21 protein-coding genes and 1 tRNA gene are annotated in these 26,914 nt (G+C 41.1%); 15 read left to right on the top strand and 7 right to left on the bottom strand.

Annotation, left to right across the window (positions count from 1 at the left end; genetic code table 11):
* Positions 1 to 43: 43 nt before the first annotated feature.
* Together CWC16_RS14335 and CWC16_RS14340 are read left to right on the top strand one after the other, a co-directional pair.
* Positions 44 to 1,294: a DEAD/DEAH box helicase gene (locus tag CWC16_RS14335; RefSeq protein WP_138542008.1), complete on the top strand. Its 1,251-nt coding sequence runs from the start codon at positions 44 to 46 to the stop codon at positions 1,292 to 1,294.
* 55 nt (positions 1,295 to 1,349) lie between these two features.
* A complete protein-coding gene (locus CWC16_RS14340) occupies positions 1,350 to 2,327 on the top strand; it encodes a sensor domain-containing diguanylate cyclase (protein ID WP_138542009.1) in 978 nt (325 codons plus the stop codon).
* A 76-nt stretch (positions 2,328 to 2,403) separates the two neighbouring features.
* On the opposite strand, the gene CWC16_RS14345 is transcribed toward CWC16_RS14340, so the two are convergent.
* The gene (locus CWC16_RS14345; RefSeq protein WP_138542010.1) at positions 2,404 to 3,360 is read right to left on the bottom strand and encodes a methylenetetrahydrofolate reductase; all 957 of its coding nucleotides are present in this window, start codon (positions 3,358 to 3,360) and stop codon (positions 2,404 to 2,406) included.
* A gap of 259 nt (positions 3,361 to 3,619) precedes the next feature.
* Between CWC16_RS14345 and CWC16_RS14350 the strand changes: the two genes are divergently transcribed.
* On the top strand, positions 3,620 to 6,499 hold the full coding sequence (locus CWC16_RS14350) for a M16 family metallopeptidase (protein ID WP_138542011.1): 2,880 nt from the start codon (positions 3,620 to 3,622) through the stop codon (positions 6,497 to 6,499).
* A 79-nt stretch (positions 6,500 to 6,578) separates the two neighbouring features.
* Here CWC16_RS14350 and CWC16_RS14355 read toward each other — a convergent pair whose 3' ends face one another.
* Positions 6,579 to 6,893: a helix-turn-helix transcriptional regulator gene (locus tag CWC16_RS14355; RefSeq protein ID WP_138542012.1), complete on the bottom strand. Its 315-nt coding sequence runs from the start codon at positions 6,891 to 6,893 to the stop codon at positions 6,579 to 6,581.
* A gap of 1 nt (position 6,894) precedes the next feature.
* Positions 6,895 to 7,302 carry a hypothetical protein gene (locus tag CWC16_RS14360; RefSeq protein ID WP_138542013.1) on the bottom strand — a complete coding sequence of 136 codons (408 nt, stop codon included), beginning with the start codon at positions 7,300 to 7,302 and terminating at the stop codon, positions 6,895 to 6,897.
* Between the two features lie 295 nt (positions 7,303 to 7,597).
* Here CWC16_RS14360 and CWC16_RS14365 point away from each other — a divergent pair, with 295 nt between their 5' ends.
* The 3 genes from CWC16_RS14365 to CWC16_RS14375 all read left to right on the top strand — a co-directional run bounded on the left by CWC16_RS14365 (position 7,598) and on the right by CWC16_RS14375 (position 10,190).
* Positions 7,598 to 8,527 carry a sensor domain-containing diguanylate cyclase gene (locus tag CWC16_RS14365; protein ID WP_138542014.1) on the top strand — a complete coding sequence of 310 codons (930 nt, stop codon included), beginning with the start codon at positions 7,598 to 7,600 and terminating at the stop codon, positions 8,525 to 8,527.
* 123 nt (positions 8,528 to 8,650) lie between these two features.
* Positions 8,651 to 9,469, top strand: coding sequence for a serine O-acetyltransferase (cysE, locus tag CWC16_RS14370; protein WP_055015136.1), 819 nt, complete (start codon positions 8,651 to 8,653; stop codon positions 9,467 to 9,469).
* Positions 9,470 to 9,509: 40 nt separating this feature from the next.
* On the top strand, positions 9,510 to 10,190 hold the full coding sequence (locus tag CWC16_RS14375) for a hypothetical protein (protein ID WP_138542015.1): 681 nt from the start codon (positions 9,510 to 9,512) through the stop codon (positions 10,188 to 10,190).
* Between the two features lie 11 nt (positions 10,191 to 10,201).
* On the opposite strand, the gene xseA is transcribed toward CWC16_RS14375, so the two are convergent.
* Entirely contained in the window at positions 10,202 to 11,533 is a 1,332-nt protein-coding gene (gene xseA / locus CWC16_RS14380) for an exodeoxyribonuclease VII large subunit (protein ID WP_138542016.1), read from the bottom strand.
* A 146-nt stretch (positions 11,534 to 11,679) separates the two neighbouring features.
* Here xseA and guaB point away from each other — a divergent pair, with 146 nt between their 5' ends.
* Positions 11,680 to 13,149, top strand: a complete 1,470-nt coding sequence (guaB, locus tag CWC16_RS14385; protein WP_055015139.1) for an IMP dehydrogenase — start codon at positions 11,680 to 11,682, stop codon at positions 13,147 to 13,149.
* A gap of 96 nt (positions 13,150 to 13,245) precedes the next feature.
* Positions 13,246 to 14,823, top strand: a complete 1,578-nt coding sequence (gene guaA, locus CWC16_RS14390) for a glutamine-hydrolyzing GMP synthase (protein ID WP_138542017.1) — start codon at positions 13,246 to 13,248, stop codon at positions 14,821 to 14,823.
* 100 nt (positions 14,824 to 14,923) lie between these two features.
* Here the strand turns inward: guaA and CWC16_RS14395 are convergent, their stop codons facing one another.
* Entirely contained in the window at positions 14,924 to 16,507 is a 1,584-nt protein-coding gene (locus CWC16_RS14395; protein ID WP_138542018.1) for a BCCT family transporter, read from the bottom strand.
* Positions 16,508 to 16,941: 434 nt separating this feature from the next.
* On the opposite strand from CWC16_RS14395, the gene CWC16_RS14400 reads away from it, so the two are divergent.
* The 3 genes from CWC16_RS14400 to rimI all read left to right on the top strand — a co-directional run bounded on the left by CWC16_RS14400 (position 16,942) and on the right by rimI (position 17,842).
* Positions 16,942 to 17,018 (top strand) — tRNA-Trp (locus CWC16_RS14400).
* A 64-nt stretch (positions 17,019 to 17,082) separates the two neighbouring features.
* On the top strand, positions 17,083 to 17,388 hold the full coding sequence (locus tag CWC16_RS14405; RefSeq protein ID WP_138542019.1) for a BRCT domain-containing protein: 306 nt from the start codon (positions 17,083 to 17,085) through the stop codon (positions 17,386 to 17,388).
* The gene (rimI, locus tag CWC16_RS14410) at positions 17,375 to 17,842 is read left to right on the top strand and encodes a ribosomal protein S18-alanine N-acetyltransferase (protein WP_138542020.1); all 468 of its coding nucleotides are present in this window, start codon (positions 17,375 to 17,377) and stop codon (positions 17,840 to 17,842) included. Before CWC16_RS14405 ends, rimI begins: the two co-directional genes overlap by 14 nt.
* Positions 17,843 to 17,845: 3 nt before the next feature.
* On the opposite strand, the gene CWC16_RS14415 is transcribed toward rimI, so the two are convergent.
* Positions 17,846 to 20,518 carry an ATP-binding protein gene (locus tag CWC16_RS14415; RefSeq protein ID WP_055015144.1) on the bottom strand — a complete coding sequence of 891 codons (2,673 nt, stop codon included), beginning with the start codon at positions 20,516 to 20,518 and terminating at the stop codon, positions 17,846 to 17,848.
* A gap of 511 nt (positions 20,519 to 21,029) precedes the next feature.
* Between CWC16_RS14415 and prfC the strand changes: the two genes are divergently transcribed.
* The 4 genes from prfC (at position 21,030) to CWC16_RS14435 (ending at position 26,226) form a co-directional block, all read left to right on the top strand.
* Positions 21,030 to 22,619 (top strand): peptide chain release factor 3, encoded by a 1,590-nt coding sequence (gene prfC, locus CWC16_RS14420; protein ID WP_055015145.1) that lies wholly within the window; start codon positions 21,030 to 21,032, stop codon positions 22,617 to 22,619.
* Between the two features lie 62 nt (positions 22,620 to 22,681).
* Positions 22,682 to 24,424 (top strand): arginine--tRNA ligase, encoded by a 1,743-nt coding sequence (gene argS, locus CWC16_RS14425; protein WP_138542021.1) that lies wholly within the window; start codon positions 22,682 to 22,684, stop codon positions 24,422 to 24,424.
* A 383-nt stretch (positions 24,425 to 24,807) separates the two neighbouring features.
* On the top strand, positions 24,808 to 25,446 hold the full coding sequence (pdxH, locus tag CWC16_RS14430) for a pyridoxamine 5'-phosphate oxidase (RefSeq protein WP_055015147.1): 639 nt from the start codon (positions 24,808 to 24,810) through the stop codon (positions 25,444 to 25,446).
* A 12-nt stretch (positions 25,447 to 25,458) separates the two neighbouring features.
* Positions 25,459 to 26,226, top strand: coding sequence for a TatD family hydrolase (locus CWC16_RS14435; protein ID WP_138542022.1), 768 nt, complete (start codon positions 25,459 to 25,461; stop codon positions 26,224 to 26,226).
* On the opposite strand, the gene CWC16_RS14440 is transcribed toward CWC16_RS14435, so the two are convergent.
* Positions 26,193 to 26,813: an AhpA/YtjB family protein gene (locus CWC16_RS14440; protein WP_055015149.1), complete on the bottom strand. Its 621-nt coding sequence runs from the start codon at positions 26,811 to 26,813 to the stop codon at positions 26,193 to 26,195. The two genes, CWC16_RS14435 and CWC16_RS14440, sit on opposite strands and share 34 nt — an antisense overlap.
* Between the last annotated feature and the right edge of the window lie 101 nt (positions 26,814 to 26,914).

The following is a 26,914-nucleotide window of genomic DNA, read 5'->3' on the forward strand; positions in this document are numbered from 1 at the left end:
GCTCAGGTATAATGGCGCTCTTTGTTATTTTAAAGCTAAGCCTATGTCTGCCACATCGTTCTCATCTCTAAAACTCGATTCGTTATTACTAACAGCAATTGAGCAAAATAATTACACCACGCCTACCGCCATTCAGGTTAAAACTATTCCGCACATATTAGCGGGCAGCGATGTAATGGGCAGTGCGCAAACAGGCACAGGTAAAACAGCCGCCTTTGTATTACCACTACTACATAAGCTTTTAAATACACCAAAAAAAGATGAGCCAGGTATAGCCCGAGTGGTTATTTTAACCCCCACACGTGAGCTTGCTCAGCAAGTATTTGCAAGCTTTGAAAAATACGCTCAAGGCAGCAATATCCAAGGCGCTTTAGCGTATGGCGGCGCAAGTATTGGCCCACAAATTAAAGCACTTAAAACGGCGCAAGTGATAGTCGCAACGCCTGGGCGTTTACTTGATCATATCGTTAAAGGCAGTGTGGTGCTTTCAAGTGTTGATTCGTTAGTATTTGATGAAGCCGACCGTATGCTGGATATGGGCTTTATTGATGAAATAAAACGTATTTTGCGCCACATTCCAGGCGATCGCCAAACCTTATTGTTCTCAGCCACATTCGATGACAGCGTGTTTGAGCTGAGTAAAAAGCTACTTAAAAACCCCGAGCTGATTGAAGTTGATAAACGTAACTCAGCCGCCGTTGAAGTAGAGCAAGTTATTTACGCAGTTGATGAAGATAGAAAGCGCGAGCTTGTATCACACATGATTGGCATGAAAAATTGGCGCCAAGTACTTATATTTACGCGTACAAAGCAAATGGCCGATAAACTTGCCAAAGAAATGTGTAAAGACGGTTTAAAAACTGAGTCTATCCATGGCGATAAATCGCAAGGTGCACGCGACCGTGCATTACAAAACTTTAAAGAAGGCACAACGCGGGTACTAGTTGCCACTGATGTAGCTGCCCGCGGTTTAGATATTCCAGCGCTTAAATACGTAATAAACTTTGAGCTACCTTACATAGCAGAAGATTACGTACACCGAATTGGCCGTACAGGGCGCGCCGGTGAGCAAGGCCTTGCCATGTCGCTGGTAAGTATTGACGAGCAATGGCTACTGGAAGAAATTGAAGTACTACTTGATACCCGTTTAACACCACAATGGCTAGAAGGTTACGAGCCTGATTTAAACAAGCCCCCTAAAGATAACCGTAAAAACACCAACAAAGCGCGTAAAGATCGCGATAAAAAGCGCATTACCGGGCAAAGAGCACCAAGTAAACGCCGCAGAAAGTAGCCTTAAACATAGTTATTTGGCTATACTAAGGCCACTAAATAGCTGAGGTATAGTTATGTTTGAAACAGATAAATGGGCATTTTCTGGTATCGATGGCCAAATATCATTACATAAATGGCAAAAAACCATTGATCTGATTACGGGGCTTTTTTCGGCTCCTTCCGGCTATATAGTTCAGGCTACTAGTAAAGGCTATCGCGTAGTTATTAGAGCAAATGAAGGCGGCTCACACTTTGAAACCAACCCTATACTCCCTCCAGAAACGCCCTTATTTTGTAAATATGTAGCCGAAAACAACAACACTTTGTATGTTAGCGATACCCGCAACGATACGCAGTGGAATACCATGCCCGAGGTGATTGAAGAGGGCGTTGAATCCTACCTAGGCTTGCCAATTCACTGGCCTGAAGGTGAAGTATTTGGCACCTTGTGTTTAAAAGATTCAAAAAAAACCAGTTACACCGATGAATATTTTGAGCTAATAGAGCAGCTTCGTGATTTAATTGAAGACGATTTAGCCCTTATTTATAGCTTTGAGCAAATGCGCGAAATAGCCATGCTTGACCCGCTTACCAATATTTATAATCGCCGTGCACTTAGCTTACTTGCCCAACACAAACTTAATTTAGCGCTGCGTTTAGGTTTTGATGTGTGTTGCTTGTTTATTGATATAAATGACTTTAAAAAACTAAACGACACTTATGGCCATGAAATAGGCGACCAAGCGTTAATCCTCTTAGCAAATACCTTAAAAACACATTTAAGAGAGGCTGATATAGTAGGGCGTTTAGGGGGCGATGAATTTGTAGCTGTAATGCAAATCAGTGATAGAAGTAAGCTTAGCCATATTATTGATAAAATAAAAATTGAGTATACAAACGCACTATTAGAAAACAACGTATGCGCGTTGACACTTAGCATAGGCGAAAGTTTTACTAATAAACAAAAGCAACCTTTTGATACGTTATTAAATTTGGCCGATCACCAAATGTATAAAAATAAACAAGCGTATAAATTGGCTAAAAAAGCATAATAATAAAAGCAATACACTTAAACATAGCAACAAAAAGCAAGCCATTAGGCTTGCTATAAACGGGGAGAATGAGGCTCTAAGCGATTTGTTTTTCGGCTAAGTTTAATTCCATCGTGGCTTTTAATAAACGGTATAAGTTTATTGATGCGTCAATTTCTTCTTTACGGTTTGTTAAGCTTTCAATATTTAAGCCCAGTGGCACATCAAGATGCGCACAGCTTTTAAGTATTAGGTCGAGGTTTTCTCGGCAAATACGTACCGATTCACTTAAGGTGTTCTCTGCATCAAGCATGCGCCATTTAGTGGCCTCTGGCACTGAGATACCCAACCATTTCATAAACTCTAAGGTTTTATCGCCACCGCACGGGGTAAACGTTAAAATAATTCGTTTTGGTGTAATACCTTGCGCTTTACAGGTACGCGCATAACTAGTGATTAGCTCTATCGTTGCTTGTGCGTCGTAAACCGCTTGCGATATAAAAAACTGACACCCTTGTGCTGTTTTTTCTATAAGGCGCTCGTGCTCATTTCGCTTACTTGCATGGCGCTCTGCTATGGTAACGCCCCCTAAAAAGAAGTCATCACTTTGCTCTGCAAGCGTTTTATAGGCATTGGGCAAGCTTAGTTTTATATCACCCACCGATGAAGGGCTACCCACTAAAACCACATTTTTTAAATCGTAGTCGCTTTTGGTTTCATCCAACCAGCCTTTAAACTCTTCTACACCACGCTGTGCCACACTTTTGTAAGTAATAACATCAGGAGCAGATAAATTACGTAGTAAGTGGCTGTATTCACGCGGATCAACCGTTTGTTTAAACGGGAATGGGCGTGCTTTATCTGTACGGCTACTTTCATCTTGAATGTCGTAAATTATTACGCCGTCGTATTCAATTTCGTGTAAGCGAGCAAGTAGTTTTTCTGCAATGATTTTTAGTTGCACTTTATCAGTACCAATTTTAGGCGGGGTAGTACCAATAAGATAAACACCTTGATTGGTGTCTTCTATTTTTTCTTGTAGTGATAAAGCCATAATCCTCATTCCAGCTTAGTCCAATGTATGTAATTTAATATAGCAGCCATTTAGACGTCTAGATAGATTTATTTGGTGAAAGTTTTTCAATTAACTTGAGTATTTTTCATGCTTAAGTGTTTTTAAAATAGGGAATTGACACAGTTGTTTACATTAAAACCGTCGCAAAGCTCTTACAATCATTTCCTTTAGGGCATAATCAACTATGAATTAGCATTAAATCTAATAACAAATTTGCTCAATTTAAAAAGGGACAACAATGAAATTTAAATTACTAGCAACAAGCTTAGCGGTATCGCTGGCACTAACAGGCTGCGCAACACAGCAAAGCGAAAACACCCAAGCAGCACAGCAACAGCAAACAACAGCCGCTGATGAGCGTGTATTTTCGCAAGAGTACTTAATCGAAGAGCTTGATAACGGCTTACGTGTAATGGTTGTTAAAACCGATTACCCCGATGTCGTGTCGCTGCAAATTCCGGTATCGGTTGGTTCACGAAATGAAGTAAAAGAAGGTAAAACCGGGTTTGCTCACTTTTTTGAGCACATGATGTTTAAAGGCTCTAAAAAATTCCCGCAAGACGAATACACTGCCATTTTTAAAAATGCAGGGGTAGATAACCGTGCTTACACCACTAATGATTACACAAACTACCATTTAAACTTTTCAAAGCAGCACCTTGATAAAGTACTTGAAATTGAAGCCGATATTTTTCAAAACTTAACCTACACCGAAGAGCAATTTAGAACCGAAGCGCTAACGGTTAAAGGGGAGTATTTAAAAAATAACGCCAGCCCAATTCGTAAGTTATTGAGCGCAGTTCGCGAAGAAGCGTTTGATACACACACCTATAAACATACCACCATGGGCTTTTTTGAAGATATTGAAGCCATGCCAGATCAAATGGCGTACGGTAAAGAATTTTTTGATAAGTTTTATAAGCCAGAATATGTATCGCTAGTAATTGTCGGCGATGTAGACCCTAAAGCCACCATGGCTATGGTGAAAAAACATTGGGGTGGCTGGAAAAAAGGCAATTACGTTGCTGATATAAAAGCCGAGCCTGCACAACAAGCGCCTAAATATGTACATGAGAAAAACGAAGGTCTGCCTGGTCATTGGTTGCTTGTATCTTACAAAGGTGCGGCCTGGGAGCCTGCAAAAAAAGATAGAGCCGCGCTTGATTTAATCTCACAACTTTATTTTTCAAATAACTCAGATTTATACCAAGAATTGGTTGTTGAAAAACAAATAGCGAGTCAAATGTTTACCTACAATCCAGAGACAAAAGATCCTGGTTTATTGCATGTATTTGTAAAAGTAGAAAATGAAGATGATTTAGCAAAAGCACGCGATGCTATTAATCGCACTTACGCAAAAGCACGTACCGTGCTTGTTGATGAGCAAAAACTAAATGATTTAAAATCAAACCTTAAATACAGCTTTATTAACGGCTTAGATTCATCACAAGCAATTGCGTCAACCCTTGCAAGATACATGCATTTTGAGCGCGATCCAGAGGTAATTAACCAGCTTTATAAATCGGCCGACAACATCACAGCACAAGATATTAAAGCCGTGGCTAATAAATACTTTGTAGATGACACGCGTACAACCGTAACTATGTCGGCACTTGATAAAGCCCCTGGGTTTGAGCAAGAAACAAGCTTAAACGCGTTAGTCGCAAAACTTGATAAAGCCCCTGAAGCACCAGTATTTAAAGTACTTGATAAAACCAATAGCTCGCCACTGATTGATGTAAACTTTTTATTCAATACAGGGGCTGCCGCAGACCCTAAAGGTAAAAAAGGGGTTGCTGCGCTTACAGCCGCTATGCTTGCTCAAGGTGGCTCGCAAAGTACGAGTTACAAAGAGATACAAAAAGCGCTTTACCCGCTTGCGGGTAGTTTCGGTTATCAAATAGATAAAGAAATGCTGTCGTTCCAAGGGCGTATACATAAAGACAATGCTGAAACATGGTATGCAATTATAAGCGAGCAACTGCTTAACCCAGGTTTTAGAGACGATGACTTTAAACGCCTTAAAAAAGAAATGATCGACGGTATTAAATCGGGCTTAAAAGCCTCTAACGACGAAGAGCTTGGTAAAGAAGTACTCTACAGCACGCTTTATAAAGGCCACCCATACGAAAGCTACAACTACGGCGATATTTCGGATTTAGAAGCACTAACGCTTGATGATGTAAAAGCATTTTACAACACAGAGCTTACCCAATCTAAACTAACACTGGGTTTAATTGGCGCTGTGCCAAAAGCACTTAAAGCAAATATTATGAGTGATTTAGCAACCCTACCTAAAGGCGAGCAAAGCCGATTAAGTATTCCTGATGCACCAGAACTTAAAGGACATCATGCAACAATTGTAGAAAAGTCAGCGCAATCTACCGCGGTATCGTTTGGTTTCCCAATTGATACTATTCGTAGCAGCGAAGATTGGACCGCCCTTTGGCTTGTGCGTTCGTACTTTGGTGAGCATCGTAGTTCTAACTCATACCTGTATGAGCGAATTCGTCAAACACGGGGTATGAACTACGGTGATTACGCCTACATTGAGTACTTCCCGCGTGGTATGTTTCAAACTAAACCTGATGCAAACTTAGGACGCTCTGAGCAAATATTCCAAATCTGGTTACGCCCGCTGCGCTCTAATAACGATGCACACTTTGCAACGCGTACTGCATTGTTTGAGCTGGATAAGCTCATTAAAAATGGTTTAACCGAAAAAGACTTTGAAGCAACACGTAACTTTTTAATTAACTACGTACCGCAGCTTGTCGCAAGTCAAAACCGCCAGTTAGGCTATGCACTTGATAGCGAATTTTATAATACGGAGTCGTTTGTAAAGTACGTGACAAATAAACTTGAAAAGCTAACACTTGCTGATGTTAATCGCGTGATTAAAGATAACCTGCAAACAGACAACGTGCAGTATGTGTTTATTACCGGTGACGGCGAAGACATGAAAAAACGTTTAGTGTCAGAGCAAACATCGCCAATGGTTTACAACACAGAAAAACCAGCAGAACTTGTTGCTGAGGATAAAGTCATTGCCGATTACAAATTAGCAATCCCAGCTAAAAATATTGAAGTAATGGCCGTTGAAAAAGTGTTTCAGTAATTTAAGCGCTTTATTCAATATATAAAAAATGCCCCAGTGCTTATAGCCTGGGGCATTTTTATTTAATTAGCGTAGGGTATTAGTTAGTCGCTAAAAGCACTGAACCTGCGCCTAGAGCAAAGCTTATTAAGGAGCTAATAACAACGCCCGCTAAAAAGCTTTTAGTTGGTGTACTTTTAACGTTGTCATTTATAGGTTCATCAAGTTTAATTAGCTCGCCTTGGCGTACTTCAAGTACCGCGCATAGTGCCATAGTGGTTTCTTTAGAAGCGGCGCCTTGTTTTTCTACTCGTTGAATGGTCCGCAAGCTTACGTCGCAGGCATCTGCAAGCTGCTGCTGTGTCCAATTCAACTTACTTCTAAGCGATTTAATTGTTGTAGGATTTAATTGCACGTTAAAGCTTCCCTACAAATAGTTCAACAATGGTTGCCGTTGTATAGCCAAACACCGCTCCGCCTAATGTGCAGCCAGCAAGAAAAAATGCCGCCTTTTTAGGGTCGTCCGAAAGACTAGATTGAACTTGTTTTGCAACGATTTTTGCATCTTTATAAAGTGTGCATTCTAGGCGCCCTGTGAGTATATTAAGCATGTCAAACTTTACTTGATACTGTGAGCCCTCAAAATCAAAAGAATGTGTGCTCGCACAATTAATAGTGCGCTTTTTACTGAATAAATCATCGTTTATGTACACTTCTTCTTTACCAGTAAAGTAACTACCAAAACAGGCAATTTGGTTGTCGCCATCTTGAAAGTAGAATTTATAACCAAGTCGTTTTGTATTTAATATATCGTTTTTCATCATCGTTATCCTTGTTGAGTTGATGATGCTAATTTAGCGTTTGTTTTTATTTTTTACGCCGTCAGTAGTATGTCAGTAGCTAGTTTGGCACATGACAGCAGCCCTGTCATGCTTCATTAGTACTTGATTATTAATGTAAAAGTAAATTTTATGAATTTTTATAGATCACTTAACTGTCATACGGTGTATTACTTCACATTAATAAATTAAGCAATTAGCGTGATGCAAAGTAACAATGTTGTGTTAAAAAATTGTTATTGATTATACTAGTTAACAACAAAGCTAAAATGGAAAGCTCGTGATTGACGATAAAGCGTTTTTTAAGTTGGTACTCGATACCACGCCCGACCAAGTCGTGGTTATTAATTCTAACGGCGACATAGTTTATATTAACCGAAGCTGGCAAAACTTTGGCGAACAAAACGACTGTGCCTGCTGTGATATGTGGGAGCAACAAAATTACTTAACTGAGTGTGAGAAAGCGGCGCAAAAAGGAGACAGCTTCGGTTTAAAAGCATTTAACGGTATTAAATCAGTTATTTCAGGTGCTAATGGCGACTTCTATTTAGAATATCCGTGTCATAGCGAAGATGAAAAACGTTGGTTTATGATGCGTGTGGTCTCGTTTAACCATATAGATAATGCGTATTACGCTATTAGTCATCAAAATATTACCGAGCGAAAACTAGCAGAAGAGCAAGTACAAAAACTTGCCGCTATTGATGGCTTAACAGATATTGCTAACCGAGGCTTTTTTGATGCCTTTTTAGAGCAAGAGTGGAATCGTTGTCAGCGTTTAAGTATGCCGTTTTCACTGGCTATAATTGATATTGATGATTTTAAATTACTTAATGATACCTATGGCCATCAACAAGGCGATACATGTTTAAAAATGGTGGCTAAAGTACTTAATGAACACACTAAACGGCCCAGTGATTTATGCGCGCGTTTTGGTGGTGAAGAATTTGTATTAGTTTATGGCAATACAAACTCAGATCAGGCTTTGTTAGTATTGAACGATATTTTAGAAAACCTAAAACAGTTAAACATTGAAAATAAACATTCATTGCCCAGCAGAACCCTCACTGTTAGTGTAGGGTTGACTACTATTACACCAAGTAGTGATTTTACAGCGGCGTATTTAATCAAAGAAGCAGACGATTTACTTTATAAAGCAAAAGATAAAGGAAAAGATGCTTTATGTGTGAGTGATTTAGCACTCGTATAATTTTTTACCCTTAGTTATACCTAATAACCAGAACAAATAACTAAGGCGTTAACACCTTAGGCTTTAAATCCGTTAAACTTGGGAAAAAGCTCTTTTTATATCAATTTAAGGCAGTGTAGTATTATGCGTCATGAAATTTGGCAACAGCTTCGCAGTGAAGCAAATGAAGTCGTAACTCGCGAACCACTTTTAGCAAGTCATGTGTATTCATGCATCTTAAATCATGAGTGTTTGGGTTCAGCGTTAAGCTTTATTGTTGCTAATAAATTGGCAGATGCTGTGGTCTCGGCTTTTACAATACGTGAGTTGTTCGACCAAGCGTTTGTAAAATGCGACCGCATGCTTACCTATGTTGCCGAAGACATTAAAGCCGTTAAAGACAGAGACCCAGCAGCTGAAACCTACCTTACGGTTATTTTAAACTTAAAAGGGTTTCATGCTATTCAGGCGCATCGCTTGGCTAACTGTTTGTGGCAGCAAAACCGTAAAGAGCTTGCTCGTTTTATTCAAAGCCGTACCTCAGAAGTGTTTGGGGTTGATATTCACCCTGCGTGTCAGGTTGGTAAAGGGATAATGTTTGACCACGCCACCGGTATTGTTATTGGTGAAACCGCAGTGATTGAAGATAACGTATCAATACTGCAATCGGTCACGCTTGGCGGTACGGGTAACGAGCAGGGCGACCGCCATCCTAAAATTAGAGCCGGTGTGCTTATTGGCGCAGGTGCTAAAGTGCTGGGTAATATTGAAGTAGGCGAGGGCGCACGTATTGGCGCAGGTTCTGTGGTACTTACCGCGGTACCGCCACATACCACTGCGGTAGGCGTACCAGCTAAAATTATTGGCAGACCGGATTGCCCCTGTCCGGCGCAAAGTATGAATCAAAACTTTTTATCCACTCAAGAACCTGAAAACGAATCACACACCAGCGCTATGCTGTAATATTAACCTGTACAAATAAAAAATTTTAAAAGGAATTAAAATGAACAAAAATAGCTTATTAACACTAGGGATAGGATTTATTGCGGGTGTAGGTTTAACGTGGAGCTACTTTAATTTGGTTTCAAGTGACGCAAGCCCCGCAAAGTTACAACATGCAAATACAAAGCAGCAAGCCCCTGTTGTTCAGCCGCCTAAAGGTAGTGATGCAACAACAAAACCTGTTGTACCAGCTGCCCCTGAGCAAAGCGCTGCTTTAGTGCAAAAAGATAATCCGCCTAACCCAGACCCACAACCGCTTGATGAGCTTTCTCTAGAAGAGCAAGTTGCTCAGCTTAAGCAGCAATTAGCAGCGCAAAAAACCTTGATGAAAAACGCGGTGCAACAATTGCGCGACCCCTCTGATGCACAAGCCGTTTTGCAAACGCAATTTGATGAGCAAACACGCAACGAAGAGTGGGCCTATCAAACAGAAACAGCACTGCAAGATTTTTTACTTACCTCTGATTTAAGTGCTATCCCTGAGATTGTCAGCGCAGCGTGTAAAACCACAGTATGTAAATTTGAACTTGCCGCACCAACTGATAACGATTCGTTTGATCACACCCAATGGCGAGAGCTAAACGATAAGTTAATGAAGCAAGAGTTTTGGTTGCAATTTAAAAGAACAACCTCAACGTCAAGCGACACCGAACTCACTTTATTTATGGCCACAGAGCTTTAATCAAGAGGGCTTTACAACGCGGTCGATTTTATAGCGCCATCGACCAGCTCTGTGATTAGCACGTCACCTTTTTTAATGTGTGCAACCGATTTAACCACTTTGCCTTGTTGAGATTTGGTGATGCTGTAACCGCGCGCTAAAACATTAAGTGGGCTTACCGAGTCGAGCCTACTCGCTTGCAGCGCTAAGCTATTTTGCGCGTGTTGCAACTTGTGCTGCATTGCTTGCTCAAGTCGGGTTTGTATCTGCATAAGCTGATGACTGGCCTGCGATAACTTTTTATCAGGTGATTGACGCATTAAACGCGGGATCAAATTATTAAGCGTGCGCTCTTGTTGGTATAGGCGATTACGCATGCCTTGTTGTAAGGCTATAGTTAGCTCATCTAATCGCTGCGCTTTTTGGTTTAGTTGATTGCGCGGATGACACAAATTAAGCCGATGCTCTAACTGTGTTGCTAGTGCGCGTTTATCGGCCATATTGTGTTTAAAGGCATTATTTAACCGGTTAATGAGCTCAACCACCTTATTATGTAGCTCTTGCGTGTTAGGGCTAACAAGTTCAGCCGCTGCAGAAGGCGTTGCTGCACGAACATCAGCGACGTAGTCGCTTATAGTTGTGTCTATTTCGTGGCCTACTGCGCTCACTATAGGTAATTCACTTTGGTAAATAGCGCGGGCAAGCAGTTCATGGTTAAAGCACCATAAATCTTCTAGTGAGCCACCGCCTCGCCCTAAAATAAGTACGTCTACCTCATTGCGTGCATTGGCTAACTGTATTTGGTTAACTAAATGCACATGGGCTTCTTTGCCTTGCACCATGGCTGGGTAAATAATGACGTCTAATTGTGGAGCGCGGCGTTTAAGTACGGTTAATATATCTTTTATAGCAGCGCCCGTTGCTGAGGTTATAACGCCTACACGGTTTATATTCTGCGGCAGTGGTTTTTTATAGGCCGAACTAAACAAGCCCTCTGCGGCTAAGCGCATTTTTAATGCATCAAATTCTTGCTTAAGCTGGCCCTCACCTGCAGGTTCCATATGTTCAACAATAAGCTGATAATCGCCGCGTGGTTCGTAAAGTGAAACTCGGGCTCTAACCGTTACTTGAGCGCCGTTTTCGGGGCGATAACTTTGACTGCGGTTGTTGCCGCGCCACATAGCTGCTTTAATTTGTGCTTTTTCATCTTTTAACGAAAAGTACCAGTGCCCAGAAGCAGGGGTAATAAAGTTGGAAATTTCGCCGGTTAGAACAAGCGATGCAAAGCCCTGCTCAAGAACTGCACGAATCTCTTTGTTAAGGCGCGACACGGTGTATACCGTTTGCGAAGGCTTCGAAAACATATAAAACAACCTAAAACTATTATGAGGTAAGTTATGAGATAAGTTTATCATAAATATTTGCGAAATATTATTTACGAATGCGCGCAACGCTGTTAAAATTTGGCCGCAATTCCTTATCTTAGATCCACATGTGAGAAGTTGCCAAAATGCTTAGAATCGCTAAAGAAGCTCTTACCTTTGATGACGTACTTTTAGTACCTGGTCATTCTACTGTTTTGCCACACACGGCAAATATTTCAACTCGCTTAACGCGTGGTATCAAACTTAACTTGCCGCTTATTTCAGCATCTATGGATACTGTTACAGAAGCTCGTTTAGCTATTGCCCTCGCGCAGGAAGGTGGTCTTGGTTTTATCCATAAAAACATGACTATTGAAGAACAAGCGAGAAACGTACGTAAAGTTAAAACCTACGAAGCAGGTATTGTGTCATTTCCTGTTACTGTGTCTGCCGATTTAACCATCGCAGATGCGACGCTTCTTTCGCAAGAAAAAGGGTTCTCGGGTTTCCCGGTGACTGATAGCGAAAATAACCTACTAGGCATTGTTACCGGTCGTGACATGCGTTTTGAAACTAAGCTTGAACAGCCTGTTTCTAGCGTTATGACTAAAAAAGACAAACTAGTAACAGTTAAAGAAGGCGCGTCGCGCGAAGAAATTTTGGGTTTAATGCACGAACACCGCATTGAAAAAATCTTAGTGGTTGATGATGCGTTTAAACTAAAAGGCATGATCACCGTAAAAGATTACCAAAAGGCGCAAGACAAACCCAATGCGTGTAAAGACGAGCTAGGGCGTTTACGTGTGGGCGCTGCTGTTGGTGTTGGTGCAGGTACTGATGAGCGAATTGCTGCATTAGTAGAGGCGGGTGTTGATGTTTTACTCATCGATACGTCACACGGCCACTCGCAAGGGGTTATTGACCGTGTTTCTCAAACTCGCGAAACGTACCCAGATTTACAAATTATTGCCGGTAACGTTGCCACTGCCGAAGGCGCTATTGCTCTTGCTGATGCCGGTGTTGATGCGGTTAAAGTAGGTATTGGCCCAGGTTCAATTTGTACTACGCGTATTGTTACAGGCTGTGGTGTGCCACAAATTACGGCTATTTCTGATGCGGTAGATGGCTTACAAGGGCGTGACATTCCTGTCATTGCTGATGGCGGTATTCGTTTTTCTGGCGATATTGTTAAAGCATTGGTTGCGGGTGCATCGTGTGTAATGGTGGGCTCAATGCTTGCGGGTACTGAAGAAGCGCCAGGCGAAGTTGAACTTTACCAAGGCCGTTACTACAAATCGTACCGTGGTATGGGCTCGTTAGGTGCGATGGATCAAAAAGAAGGTTCGTCGGATCGTTACTTCCAAAAATCTAACCAAGCTGACAAATTAGTACCTGAAGGTATTGAAGGTCGCGTCGCTTATAAAGGCCCAATTGCAACGATTATTCATCAGCAAGTGGGTGGCCTTCGTAGCGCAATGGGATTAACGGGTTGTGCCACCATTGAAGAGCTAAATACAAAACCTCAGTTTGTACGTGTTACATCTGCAGGTATGGGTGAGTCGCACGTTCACGATGTGCAAATCACTAAAGAAGCGCCTAACTACCGCTTAGGTTAAACAACACGTTTAAATTACGGGGCTGGAATTACCAGCCCTCTTTTATAGCCACTAAGTAAATTAGTGGAATCTAGCATCTACTTTACGAGATCCTTCATGAGCAAAGATATTCACGATTCACGAATTCTAATTTTAGATTTTGGTTCGCAGTACACTCAATTAATCGCGCGTCGTATCCGCGAAATTGGTGTTTATTGTGAACTGTGGGCATGGGATGTGACCGAAGAGCAAATTCGCGAGTTTAATCCACAAGGTATTATTTTATCTGGTGGCCCTGAGTCAACCACACTAGAGAACAGCCCGCGTGCACCTGAATATGTGTTTAACGCTGGCGTGCCAATACTGGGCATTTGTTACGGCATGCAAACCATGGCAGCTCAACTTGGCGGTAGTGTACATAGCTCTGATAAAAAAGAGTTTGGTTATGCACAGGTAGAAAAAGTGGGTAACTGTGCATTATTTGATGCAATTGAAGATCATATTACTGATGGCGGCAACGGCGTTTTAGACGTGTGGATGAGCCACGGCGACAAAGTAATGGAAGTGCCGGCAAGTTTTAGCACCACAGCTAAAACACCAACGTGTCCGCATGCTGCTATGTCTAATGAAGAAAAGCGTTTTTACGGTGTACAATTTCACCCAGAAGTAACGCACACACATCAAGGACAACGTTTATTAGAGCGTTTTGCAATTGATATTTGTGGCTGTGAAAAACTATGGACACCTGCCAAAATTATTGATGATGCCATTGAGCGTATCAAAGAAACCGTTGGCGATGACGAAGTGATATTAGGCTTATCAGGCGGTGTCGATTCATCTGTTGTGGCTATGCTTATTCACCGTGCCATTGGCGATAAGCTAACATGTGTATTTGTTGATAATGGTTTACTTCGTTTAAACGAAGGTCAGCAAGTAATGGATATGTTTGGCAATAAGTTTGGCTTAAATATTGTTAAAGTAGACGCTGAAGATCAATTTTTAGCTGACCTAGCTGGTAAGTCAGACCCAGAAGAAAAACGCAAAGCCATAGGCCATACGTTTATCAATGTATTTGATGAGCAAGCTAAAAAGCTTAAAAATGCAAAATGGTTAGGTCAGGGTACTATTTACCCAGACGTCATTGAATCTGCAGCATCTGCTACAGGTAAAGCACACGTAATTAAATCTCACCACAATGTGGGCGGCTTACCTGATGACATGAAAATGGGCTTAGTTGAACCATTGCGTGAATTATTTAAAGATGAAGTACGTAAAATAGGCTTAGAACTTGGTTTACCGTACGACATGCTTTATCGCCACCCATTCCCTGGACCAGGTTTAGGTGTACGTGTACTAGGTGAAATTAAAAAAGAGTACTGTGATTTACTACGCCGTGCTGATGCTATTTTCATTGAAGAGCTACACAAAGCCGAGCTTTATCATAAAGTAAGCCAAGCGTTTACTGTATTCTTACCTGTTAAGTCGGTAGGGGTTATGGGTGATGCGCGTAAATATGACTGGGTGGTATCACTACGTTGTGTTGAAACTATTGACTTTATGACGGCACGTTGGTCACATTTACCGTATGAGTTTTTAGGTGTGGTTTCTAACCGTATCATTAACGAAATTGATGGTATTTCACGCGTTGTTTACGATATTTCTGGTAAACCACCTGCCACCATAGAGTGGGAATAATACCAAATAAGTAAGCTTAATTTACTGAGCTGATTATTGCACATTAAAAAGCCCGTTTAATAAACGGGCTTTTTTACGCACTAACTTTAAGGCTAAGCTTTTAAGTTTTAGGGGGTAACTCAGTCAGCATGCCTTTTACTAAACTCAGGCTGCCAAGCAGTAAAATAAACGTAAAAGGTAAGGCGGCGATAATAGTAATGTATTGCAACGCTTGAATTGAGTCGGTACCGCCAATCCACAGCATTAACATAGCAATAATACTGGCAATAACGGCCCATACTAATTTTTGCTTTATAGGCACTTCTAGTTTGCCGCCTGATGTAAGGCTATCTATTACAATAGAGCCAGAGTCGAGAGTGGTGACAAAAAAGATAATTATTAACGCCACAGCTAAAAGCGAAAGCAGCGTACCAAACGAATAAGCATCTAGCATATAAAACAAACTAAGCGTTACATCTGTAATGCCTTGATTCGCCCCTAGTACCCCAACTTTATTTATAATTTGCTCAATTGCTACACCACCAAAAACCGACATCCACGCGGTAGTTACGAGAGTAGGAATAAGTAATACGTACACTAAAAACTCACGTATGGTACGCCCTTTTGAAATACGCGCTACAAACATACCAAAGCAAGGTGCGTATGCAACCCACCACGCCCAATAAAATACGGTCCAGCCATGTAGCCACTGCGTATCTTCTCGGCCTGTGCTGTAGCTTAGTGGAATGATATTTTTAATATAGCCGAGTACGGCCGTGTAGGCAGAATCAAGTACGGTGGTAAAGTTTAAAATAAACACTAACCCCAAAAACACGAAAGCGATGCCCATATTTATATTACTTAGGAGTTTTACGCCACCATTCATACCACGCACAATAGAGAGGATAGCCAAGCTCATAATTAATAAAATAATGCCTTGTTGTAATAATAAGGAGCTTTCAAAGCCCAGTACGTGGCTAATACCACTGGCAGCTTGTGCTCCGCCTAAACCTAACGAGGTCGCAAGACCAAAAAGGGTTACTAATACCGCCATTACATCGATAACATCACCTAATCTGCCCCAAACTCGGTCTCCTAAAAGTGGATAAAATACAGAGCGCATAGAAAGCGGTAAGCCTTTGTTATAAACATAATAGGCTAAACATAAAGCGGTCATACCGTAAATTGCCCAAGCGTGCAGGCCCCAATGGAATACTGTAGCCCCTAAAGCCATTTCGCGGCCTTGTGTGCTAAAGGGTTCTGCATTGAGTGGGGTGCCAAACCAGTCGGTGTAAAACGCAGTCGGTTCTGCCACGCCCCAAAAAATAAGGCCAATACCCATACCCGCAGCAAAGAGCATAGATACCCACGATAAGGTTGAATAGTCTGTCGTTGCTTTATCGCCGCCAAGGCGAATTTTACCCAATGGTGAAGCGGCAATACCTACTGCAAACAGCAGTAATATATTGGCACCCCACATAAATACGTAGTCAAAATTAGTTAGTGCGGCATTTTTTATTGAGTTAATTGCCTCTTTGGCTTCGTTAGGTGATAGGGCAAGCAGGGTAATTATAAAAAGTAGAGATAGACCAATAGAAACAGAAAATACATTAGTATGAATATCCATGCCCCATTTGCTAACGTTGTCTTGCCCTACTTGGTAATCGGTTGAATCGATACTGTATTTTTTTGATTTAAACTTCATATAACACGGCGTGGACTACTAGCAACGGCTAATAGTAAAGCTCCTCCATATTTGCATTGTTAATGATCCGCGTATGTAAGATACATGATGAAATATGCAATTAGGTGGTAAGGCGCGGATCCCCTAGGCGCTAAACTGTATCATAAATGCTGCTAATGTTATTGATTTGTTTATGCACTTAAATGCTGCATTAGGGCGGGAGGAGGCGCCATAAATAATGAGGGCGGATGAAATACGTGATGCTCGGCACCAAATTATTACCGGTGAGAGTATTTACAGCATAACATCTAGGCTCTGCTGGGCTGGCAAAGTGTTTTTATAACGCTATTTAGCTTGCTAATTCAGCGTTTTGTATAATTTAAAGGCAGTTGAACTAAAAAGTTAATTTTTTACTTTACCTTTTCTAAAAGGTCTCTATAATTCGTCGACATTGCAGGGGCGTAGTTCCAATTGGTAGAACAGCGGTCTCCAAAACCGACGGTTGGGAGTTCGAATCTCTCCGCCCCTGCCATTTCTTCTTTACATCGTTTTTATTACTTCATATATTGTTCCCGTGTTTAATTTACTGAGTTGTTATGCATCCACGTTACGCAGCTATTTTTGGTATAGAAAACCTTGAACTAAATCGGCACTATCGCCCAAAAAATAATGACTCTTCTTCAGACGTTTCGCAAAGCACAGCCGCTGAACCTTTAACGCTGAGTGAGCCGTTATTAAGTGATATACGGTTAAGCGTACCTCCTTTAACAATTAATCATGTTTTTAAAGGCGCTGGTATAGAGTTAACCGACGATAAGCTTACACTACCATCTTCACAGCTCAGTGCTTCTGATAAGCGCGCTCTATGGGCTTTAATGAGTACACACCTTGATAAACTTTAAGCCTGTAAACGAAAATGCCATAGCTCAATTAATGGCTATTGAAACCGCTTGTCACTCTCATCCTTGGTCTCTTAAAACAATGAGCTCTTGCATGGGCGGTCGTTACTTTAATTTAGCGGCGTTCGATGAAAACACCCTAGTAGGTTTTTATATTGGTGAAAAGGCAGGGCCTGACTTTACCCTTATGGATATATGTGTAGCGCCCAGTAAGCAAGGTAAAGGCATTGCAAGGCAGTTACTTAGCCAGTTTATTGAATATGGCGAGCAGCAAAATGCTGAAAATTTGTTTTTAGAAGTGCGCGAATCAAACGCGCGTGCAATAAAGCTTTACGAACATGCTGGCTTTACGCAAATGTCGGTACGTAAAAATTATTACCCGAGCAATGATGTGACTAAAAATGGTTATGAGGACGCCATACTAATGGGTATGGCGCTTAACTTAGGCTTTTTGTAAGCTTTAAGCTGTTTCTTTACTTTTAGCGATAGTTTGCTCTATTGCATTGATTAAATTAATGATCAAAGTAGGGCGCTGTGTTTGATCGTTACTTAGTAAGTTCTCTTCTAATAAAGCTGCACTGTGGTAAATATCATCAAAATTGAAGCATCCCGCACTGCCTTTTAGGCTATGGGCTACGCTTCTAAGTGCTTCTGCATCGTTACTCGCCTTTAAGCTGTTTACCTTTTGCAGGTAACTTGGCAGGTTAGCCACATAGTTATCGTTAATTTGCTGAAACTTTTCACTTTTTAGTAAGCTATCCCACTTATTTTGATTATCTTTTTCAAGATTTAAGTAGCTTACCAGTACGTTTTCAAGCGCGTCCTTATCGATTGGTTTTGCGAGTGCTTTATCGCAACCCGCTTCTATATAGGTGTCTATATCATGGTTCATTACATTGGCGGTAAGCGCAATTATAGGCCCATCGTAGGCGGCATGGCGTAGCATTTTAGTTGCTTCAAGGCCGCCCATTACAGGCATTTGCATATCCATAATAATAAGCTGGTAGTCATTTACTAGTGCCATTTCTACCGCTTGAGCACCGTTATTAGCCATATCAGGCTCAAGCCCCCAGGTTTGTAATAAAAGCTTTATAAGAAGCTGGTTATCTGGATTATCTTCGGCCACCAATATATTGGCATCAAAACTAGAAGTAGCAAACGACAAGAAAGGGTCTTTTTCTGGAATAAGCTGTGCTTTCTCAGTTAAAAGCTCTAATGATTGTTTAGGCTCGTTAATATGGCAATCAACGGTAATAGCAAAGCGACTGCCTATACCAATTTCGCTTTTTAAAGTGACATCGCCACCCAATAACTGTGCTAAGTTTTTAGATATACACAAACCTAAGCCTGTGCCTCCAAAACGTCGCGTTGTGGTGGCATCAGCTTGTTCAAAAGGCTTAAATATACGCTCTATTTGGTGCTCAGACATACCAATACCTGTGTCTTTAACCACAAACTCAAGCTGTTGCTTACTTTGTAAGTAATGCACACAAATAGACACTTTACCTTGTTCGGTAAATTTAACGGCGTTACTGGCAATATTTATTAAGATTTGTTTTAAACGCGTCATATCACTATAAATAGTGCGTGGTAATGGCAGCTCGTAATGAATGCTAAACGCGAGCTGCTTTTCTCGTGCTAGCGGTTCAATAATTGATTCAATATCGTGAACTAGTTGGACTACATTGAGTGGCGCCTGCTCTACTGCAAGCTTTTCTGCTTCTATTTTAGATAAATCGAGTATGTTGTTTATTAGCTCTAATAAGTGTTTAGAGTTTCTTAAAATAGTATTTAAATGCTGCTTATCGTTAACCACTTTATCGTTAATTAGTAACTGCTCGGTAAAGCCCATAATGGCAGTAAGTGGAGTGCGTATCTCATGGCTCATATTTGCTAAAAAACGACTTTTAAGCTGGTTGGCTTGCTCAGCTTGAGCTATCGCAAGTTCAAGTTGGCTGTTCATCGCTTCAAGCGCTTTAGTGCGGCTTTCTACTTTATCTTCCAGGTGGTGTTTATATTCTTCAAGCTGTTCTTGGTAGTGTCTAATTTGGTTGATCATGTGGTTAAAATCGTTAAACAATACCCCAACTTCATCATTGGTATGAGCCGGTAAATTTACCGATAAATCACCATCACCAACACGATGGCTAGCCGCCCCTAAAAGCTCAATGGGGTTAAGTAGTAAGTTGCGAACAACCACAAAAATAAGAATAGGCAGAGTGATCACCGAAATAATCACAATTAAGCCTGTAATTAAGCTAATAGCCTTACCCGATTGATAAAGCACGCCCTTTGGAATGGTTGATACAAAATAATAACCGCCACTCATTTGTACGGCAAAAATCATTCTTTCTATTTTGTCTATGCTAGAAAGCTCAATAGTCGAAAGAGTGCCTACATCAGCTAAATTATGCACTTGTTCAAGCTCGTGCTCGGTAATGTATTGCCCGCGTAAACTGTAGTCTGAGCTAAATAAAATTTGCCCATCGTTTGTAAGCAATAAATTTAAAGTATTGTTGTAAGGCGCTTCTAAAATACTGGTGTTTAATATAGAAGGTTCGACTTGTAATACTATAAAGCCAAGTTGTTGTGGCCGCTTTAAATAGTAATCTACACTTTGAACGCGTTGTACAAAAAATAAATTTGTGGTGCCGTCGCTGTTTTGCACCATAAATTGTTGCTGGCGCAAATTACTCTGCAGTACTTGCTTAAAAAATGGGTATGACTGCGGTGCGGTTGTTAGGTTGTTAGAGTAATACGCGTCACTTTTACCACTGGCCGACACTAAATTAATACTAATTATATCTGGGTAGGCTTCGCTATAACTGGCAAAAACATCCATTAGTGCCCCTAAACGGCGAGTATAGCTGCCATCAGCGTGAATGTCGTTTGATAAAAAGTCACTTAAAACCGGTGAGGTCGATAGTAGTTTTGCTGTGGAATGAAACGAGTCTATGTAGTTAAAAACCTTTTGTTGCTGTTGCTCAACAAAGCGGCTCATTATAAGGTCGGCTTGTTTTTGGGTCGAATTGGTTACATTAGTTAGGGTAAAGCCACCTAAAAATAGCAAAGGTAATATCACCAAAGGGGTTATATACCATAATAATCGAATGCTTAACTTACTGGTTTTCATGACCAAACTACTTATCCTCCGTGCAATCTATCAATGATATGCGTTACAGGTTTAATTCTCAAGAAGCTAAGGTCGATTAGCGTTAATTTAGAGTAAAAATATAATGTTTTAATACATGGGTCGTTAATAAGTTATTGCTAAGGAGACTTTTATATTCTTGGCACTTTAAGTTTATCTGCTAAGTTTTAAAAAAATTACCCTATTTATTGTGCTTTAAGTGAAAACATCATTGTTAAAATTTATTGTATCTACCGATTAAATTACAGTTAGATGGCCCCCTAAAATAGTGATTAGACAAAGCCAAGATATTTTTAAGTTAGATAGCACACTTTTATACCGACTCCTGTTACAATTGCCACTATTAAAAAATTAGCTATATGGCGTTAATTGTTGTCAATTTATTCACACTAAATTGCTCAAAGCCCAGTTAATAACGATCAACTTAACGGGTTGCCTTGCATACACTTAATGTTATGCATGTAACTTGGCATCAAACTAAAAGAACTTATTAATGGCAGACCAGAATATTATCAACGAAATTAGCAAGCGAAGGACTTTTGCAATTATATCGCACCCGGATGCTGGTAAAACCACCATCACCGAAAAAGTACTTTTGTTCGGACAAGCGATTCAAAAAGCCGGTACTGTAAAAGGCCGTGGCTCTAATCAGCATGCAAAGTCTGACTGGATGGAAATGGAAAAGGAGCGTGGTATATCAGTTACTACCTCTGTCATGCAGTTTCCATATAACAATGCGCTAGTTAATTTACTTGATACTCCTGGACACGAAGACTTCTCAGAAGATACTTACCGTACTTTAACTGCGGTAGATTCGTGTTTAATGGTTATTGATGCCGCAAAAGGTGTAGAAGAACGTACCCGTAAACTTATGGAAGTTACGCGCTTGCGTACCACCCCAATCGTTACCTTTATGAATAAGTGTGACCGTGATATTCGTGACCCAATGGAGCTACTTGATGAAGTAGAAACAGAGCTAAACATTGCCTGTGCGCCTATTACGTGGCCAATTGGTTGTGGTAAAGAGTTTAAAGGTGTCTATCACATTCATAACGACGAGGCAGTTTTATACAAAACAGGCCAAGGTCATACGATTCAAGAAGTACGCACTGTAAAAGGCCTTGATAACCCAGAGCTTGATACCGCCATTGGTGAAGAGCTTGCCGAGCAATTACGTGAAGAACTAGAACTGGTAATTGGCGCCTCTAACGAGTTTGACCTTGAGCTGTTTTTAGCGGGTGAGCTTTCGCCTGTTTACTTTGGTACAGCTCTTGGTAACTTTGGTGTAGACCATGTACTTGATGGTTTAACACAGTGGGCACCAACACCATTGCCGCGTGAAACAGAAGACCGCCAAGTTGTTGCAACTGAAGAAAACTTTACCGGCTTTGTGTTTAAAATTCAGGCTAACATGGACCCTAAACACCGTGACCGTATAGCCTTTATGCGTATTGTATCGGGTAAATACAGCCAAGGCATGAAAATGAACCATGTGCGTATTGGTAAACAAATAAGTATTTCTGATGCGGTAACCTTTATGGCGGGCGATCGTGAGCGCGCAGCAGATGCATTCGCAGGCGACATTATTGGTTTGCATAACCACGGCACTATTCAGATTGGTGATACCTTTACGCAAGGCGAAAAGCTTAAATTTAGTGGCATTCCTAACTTTGCCCCTGAATTGTTCCGCCGTATTCGATTAAAAGATCCGCTTAAGCAAAAGCAGCTACTAAAGGGCTTAGTACAGCTATCTGAAGAAGGTGCAGTACAAGTATTTAGACCGCTTATTAATAACGATTTGATTGTAGGCGCAGTAGGTGTGCTGCAGTTTGATGTTGTTGTTGCGCGTTTAAAAGCAGAATACAACGTAGATGCTATTTACGAAGGTGTTAACGTAAATACTGCGCGCTGGGTACATTGTGACGACGTTAAAAAGTTTGAAGAGTTTAAGCGTAAGTGCGAAAGCAACTTAGCGCTTGATGGTGGCGATAACTTAACTTACATAGCACCAAGTCGCGTAAACCTAAATTTATCGGTAGAGCGTTACCCAGACGTAACCTTTAGCCACACGCGCGAAAATTAGAACTGACTGACTAAAGTTAACTGAAAGCCTGCTATGGTGGGCTTACATAGGTAAATAATATAATGAACATTCGTACTATTTTAGTAGAAAAAGCCATTGCCGCCATGACCGCTGCAGGCCTACCAGAAGACACTAATCCAGCAGTTACACAAAGCACACGCCCGCAATTTGGTGATTACCAAATTAATGGTGCAATGGGTGCCGCTAAAAAAATGAAAAGCAACCCACGTGAGCTTGCGCAAAAAATTATTGATAATTTAGATGTAAGCGATATTGCTGAAAAAACAGAAATTGCCGGCCCAGGTTTTATTAACATCCACTTAAAGCCTGAGTTTTTAGCAAACAGTGTAAAAGCAGCAAACAGCGATGCAAAACTTGCTGTGAATGAGCACTCTAACCCACAAACTGTGGTAGTAGATTACTCATCACCAAACCTTGCAAAAGAAATGCACGTAGGCCATTTACGTTCAACCATTATTGGTGATGCGATTGTACGTGCCCTTGAGTTTAGAGGCGATAAAGTTATTCGCCAAAACCACATGGGCGATTGGGGCACTCAGTTTGGTATGCTAATTGCGCATTTAGAAGATCAAATTAGCCAAGGCGTAGACTTAGAGTCGGTAGCGCTTGCAGATTTAGAAACGTTTTACCGCGACGCTAAAAAACGTTTTGACGATGAAGAAGGCTTTGCCGATAAAGCCCGTGATTACGTGGTTAAACTACAAGGCGGCGATGCGCACTGTGAAAAGCTATGGAAGTTATTTATAGCAACCTCAGTTAAGCACTCTGAAGAAGTATATAAACGTCTAAATGTAACGCTTACTCAAGACGATATTATGGCTGAAAGTGCATACAACAGCGAACTTAACGATATTATTAGCCTTTTAAAAGATAAAAATATTGCTGTAGAGTCGCAAGGCGCACAAGTGGTGTTTTTAGATGAGCTTGCCAACAAAGATGGTGAGCCATCAGCGTTTATCGTGCAGAAATCTGGCGGTGGCTTTTTATATGCAACCACCGATTTAGCCGCATGTAATTACCGCTCAAACACTTTAGGCGCTGAACGTATTTTAATATTTGTTGATGCGCGTCAAAGCCTTCACTTTAATCAAGTAGAGCTTACAGCACGAAAAGCAGGCCTTTTACGTGATGAGACAAGCTATGAGTTTTGCCCGTTTGGCACCATGATGGGCGCCGATGGTAAACCATTTAAAACTCGTACCGGTGGCACTGTTAAACTTGCCGACTTACTTGAAGAGTCAATTAGCCGTGCAGCAACAAAACTTGCTGAGCGTGAGTCTGATTTATCAGAACATGAGCGCAGCGAAATTGCGCGTAAAGTCGGTATTGGCGCGGTTAAGTACGCTGACCTTTCTAAGCACCGTACCAGCGATTACATATTCAACTGGGACACCATGTTAAGCTTTGAAGGCGCCACAGCACCTTACTTACAATATGCTTATACGCGAGTGCGCAGTATTTTCCGTAAATCAGGTGTAGATGCTGCCTCGTTAAATGCTGATGTAGCTATAGCTGAGCCGCAAGAAAAAGCGCTAGCGCTTAAACTGCTACAGCTTGAAGAAGTCCTTGATTTAATGATCTCTGAGGCTACTCCGCACGTATTATGTAGCTACTTATACGGGCTAGCTAGCTTATACATGACATTCTACGAAGCCTGCCCAGTACTAAAAGAAGGCGTAGAGCCAAGCGTACGTGACAGCCGTTTAGTGCTGTGTAATTTAGTGGCAGATACGCTAAAAACAGGATTGGATCTGTTAGGCATTGAAGTCATGGAGCAAATGTAATCACCTTCTGCTTCGTGTAGTTCGCTTTAGCTGCGTTGGTAAAACTATTTAGCCTAAGTCACATACAAACCGTATGCTCCTTGGCATAAATAGTTTTACCGCCTTGCTAGCACTCCTACACTTGCAGATGATTTTAGGCTTTACTTGACGAACTTTTGTAAGTTAATCAATTTTGTAGCTGATAGCTGATAGCTGATAGCTGATAGCTGATAGCTGATAGCTGATAGCTGATAGCTGATAGCACCGTAGGTTGGGTTGAGTGAAACGAAACCCAACACTAAACTAACATTAAACAAAACATTTTTATTTTTTGCTCTTATAACGATTAACAGCCTGACCTAACTTACCCACATACGCTTTAATAAACAGAGAAGGATTTGTTTATGAAACTCGAAGATATCCGCCGTGAATACCTGCAAGACGCGCTAAGCGAAGATAACTTGCAAGATGATCCATTCAAACAATTTGAAACGTGGCTTGAGCATGCTGTGGGCAGTAATATTCCAGACCCAACGGCGATGGTTGTAGCAACGGTTGATGAAACCGGGCAACCTTCACAGCGTATTGTGCTGTTAAAGCATTTAGATGATAACGGGTTTGTATTTTTTACTAATACCGGCTCTCGTAAAGCACAAGAGCTAAAAGGTAATAATAAAATATCGCTGCATTTTCCATGGCACCATATGGAGCGCCAAGTGATTGTATACGGCGAGGCAAAACCATTACCAACATCAGCGGTGGCAAAATATTTTTTATCGCGCCCTAAAGAAAGTCAATTAGCCGCATGGGCATCAGCGCAAAGCCGTCCGGTGTCCTCGCGAAAAGCGCTAATGGAAACTTTTGCCAATATGAAGAGTAAATTTGCTAACGGCGAAATTCCACTGCCAGATTTTTGGGGCGGATATTGCGTAGTGCCTTCTAAAATTGAGTTTTGGCAAGGTGGCGCGCATCGATTGCACGACCGTTTTATATATCAGCGTCAAGCCGATAATAGCTGGCAAATAACACGTTTAAACCCTTAATCGGTTTACGCTGTGAAGTTTATAGACTCGCATTGCCATCTTGATTTTAGCGAATTTGATGCAAATCGCGAATCACTCATAAAAGAGTGTATTGCTAAAGGTGTTGAGCGCTTTGTTGTGCCAGGTATAAGCTTGGTGCAATCAAAGCAGCTAATCGAATTTAAAGCTAAATACCCACAAGTACATATTGCCGCAGGGCTTCACCCTTATTTTTTAGATGATCATAAAGATGCTCACTTAGTGCAGCTATTCGACTTTGCAAAGGTGAACAATAAACAACTGGTAGCAATAGGTGAGTGTGGACTTGATAGAAGTATTGAAGACCTTGAAAAGCAAACAAGATTGTTTGAGCAGCAAATAACGATTGCTAACGAACTGAACCTACCGCTTATTGTGCACCACAGGCAAAGCCATGACTTAATTGCGCAATCGTTTAAACGTTGTAAGCCAAAATGTGGTGGGGTGATACATGCGTTTTCGGGATCACTTCAGCAAGCCCAGTATTATATCAAACAGGGCTTTAAATTAGGGGTAGGTGGGGTTATTACCTATGAACGGGCTGCTAAAACCCGTAATGTTATTGCTCAAATTGAGCCACAACATTTAGTGCTCGAAACCGACTCGCCTTCAATGCCACTTAGCGGTCATCAAGGTGAAATTAATACGCCATTACACATTCCAAATGTGTTCAATGTATTATGTAGTTTAAAGCAAAGTAGCGATAAAGAGACGCTTGCGAAGCAGCTTTATGACTCTTGCTCTGAGGTTTTTTGCATATAGCGGTTTACCTGCCAACGTTTTAGTCCCCGCCCTAACTGCCACGTAAAAATACACGCAATAACTAGCATTAACAAAACTTGCCTGCCTAAATCATGAAAATGATTGTGACTGTCTGATATCGCAGCACGTGTTAAATAGGTAATAGAGACAAAGCCAAGAGGCTTATCTATGTCGCTTACAACAGGCTCGACAAACGGGGTTTTTAGTTTACTTATTCCAGGGGTCGACTCTGGTAATTGGCCAAATACATGATGTGACTGCCAATGATCGCTGCTTGCTATAAGCACGCCTTGCTGATCGTATATTGTGGCTGAAAGTACAAACTCGTCTTTACTTATATCGTTGCATAGCGCAGTAAGCTGTGGCTTATTTTTAGCAAGTAATGGCTCTTTAGCATTCAGTGCCATAAATCGGGCTAAGCTTTTGGCAGTGTTATCGGCACTATTATAAAGCAGTTGGTGGCTTTCAAAGCTGCTGTTAACACCTACAAAACTCAGTAATACAAAACAGCCCGCAGCCAATAATAAACGAATAATTCGCTTTCTTTGTGATGCAGATAAAGGGCTTTTTATATGGTTATTTTTCATAGTCACCGTATATGCTACTGACAGCATTTTGATTTGATGTTACAACTACAGTAACTATAACCTTAAATCTACCTCAATGGCGAATTTAGCGTTATGAATCC

It is taken from the genome of Pseudoalteromonas sp. S3776 (assembly GCF_005886915.1).
Taxonomy (GTDB): domain Bacteria; phylum Pseudomonadota; class Gammaproteobacteria; order Enterobacterales; family Alteromonadaceae; genus Pseudoalteromonas.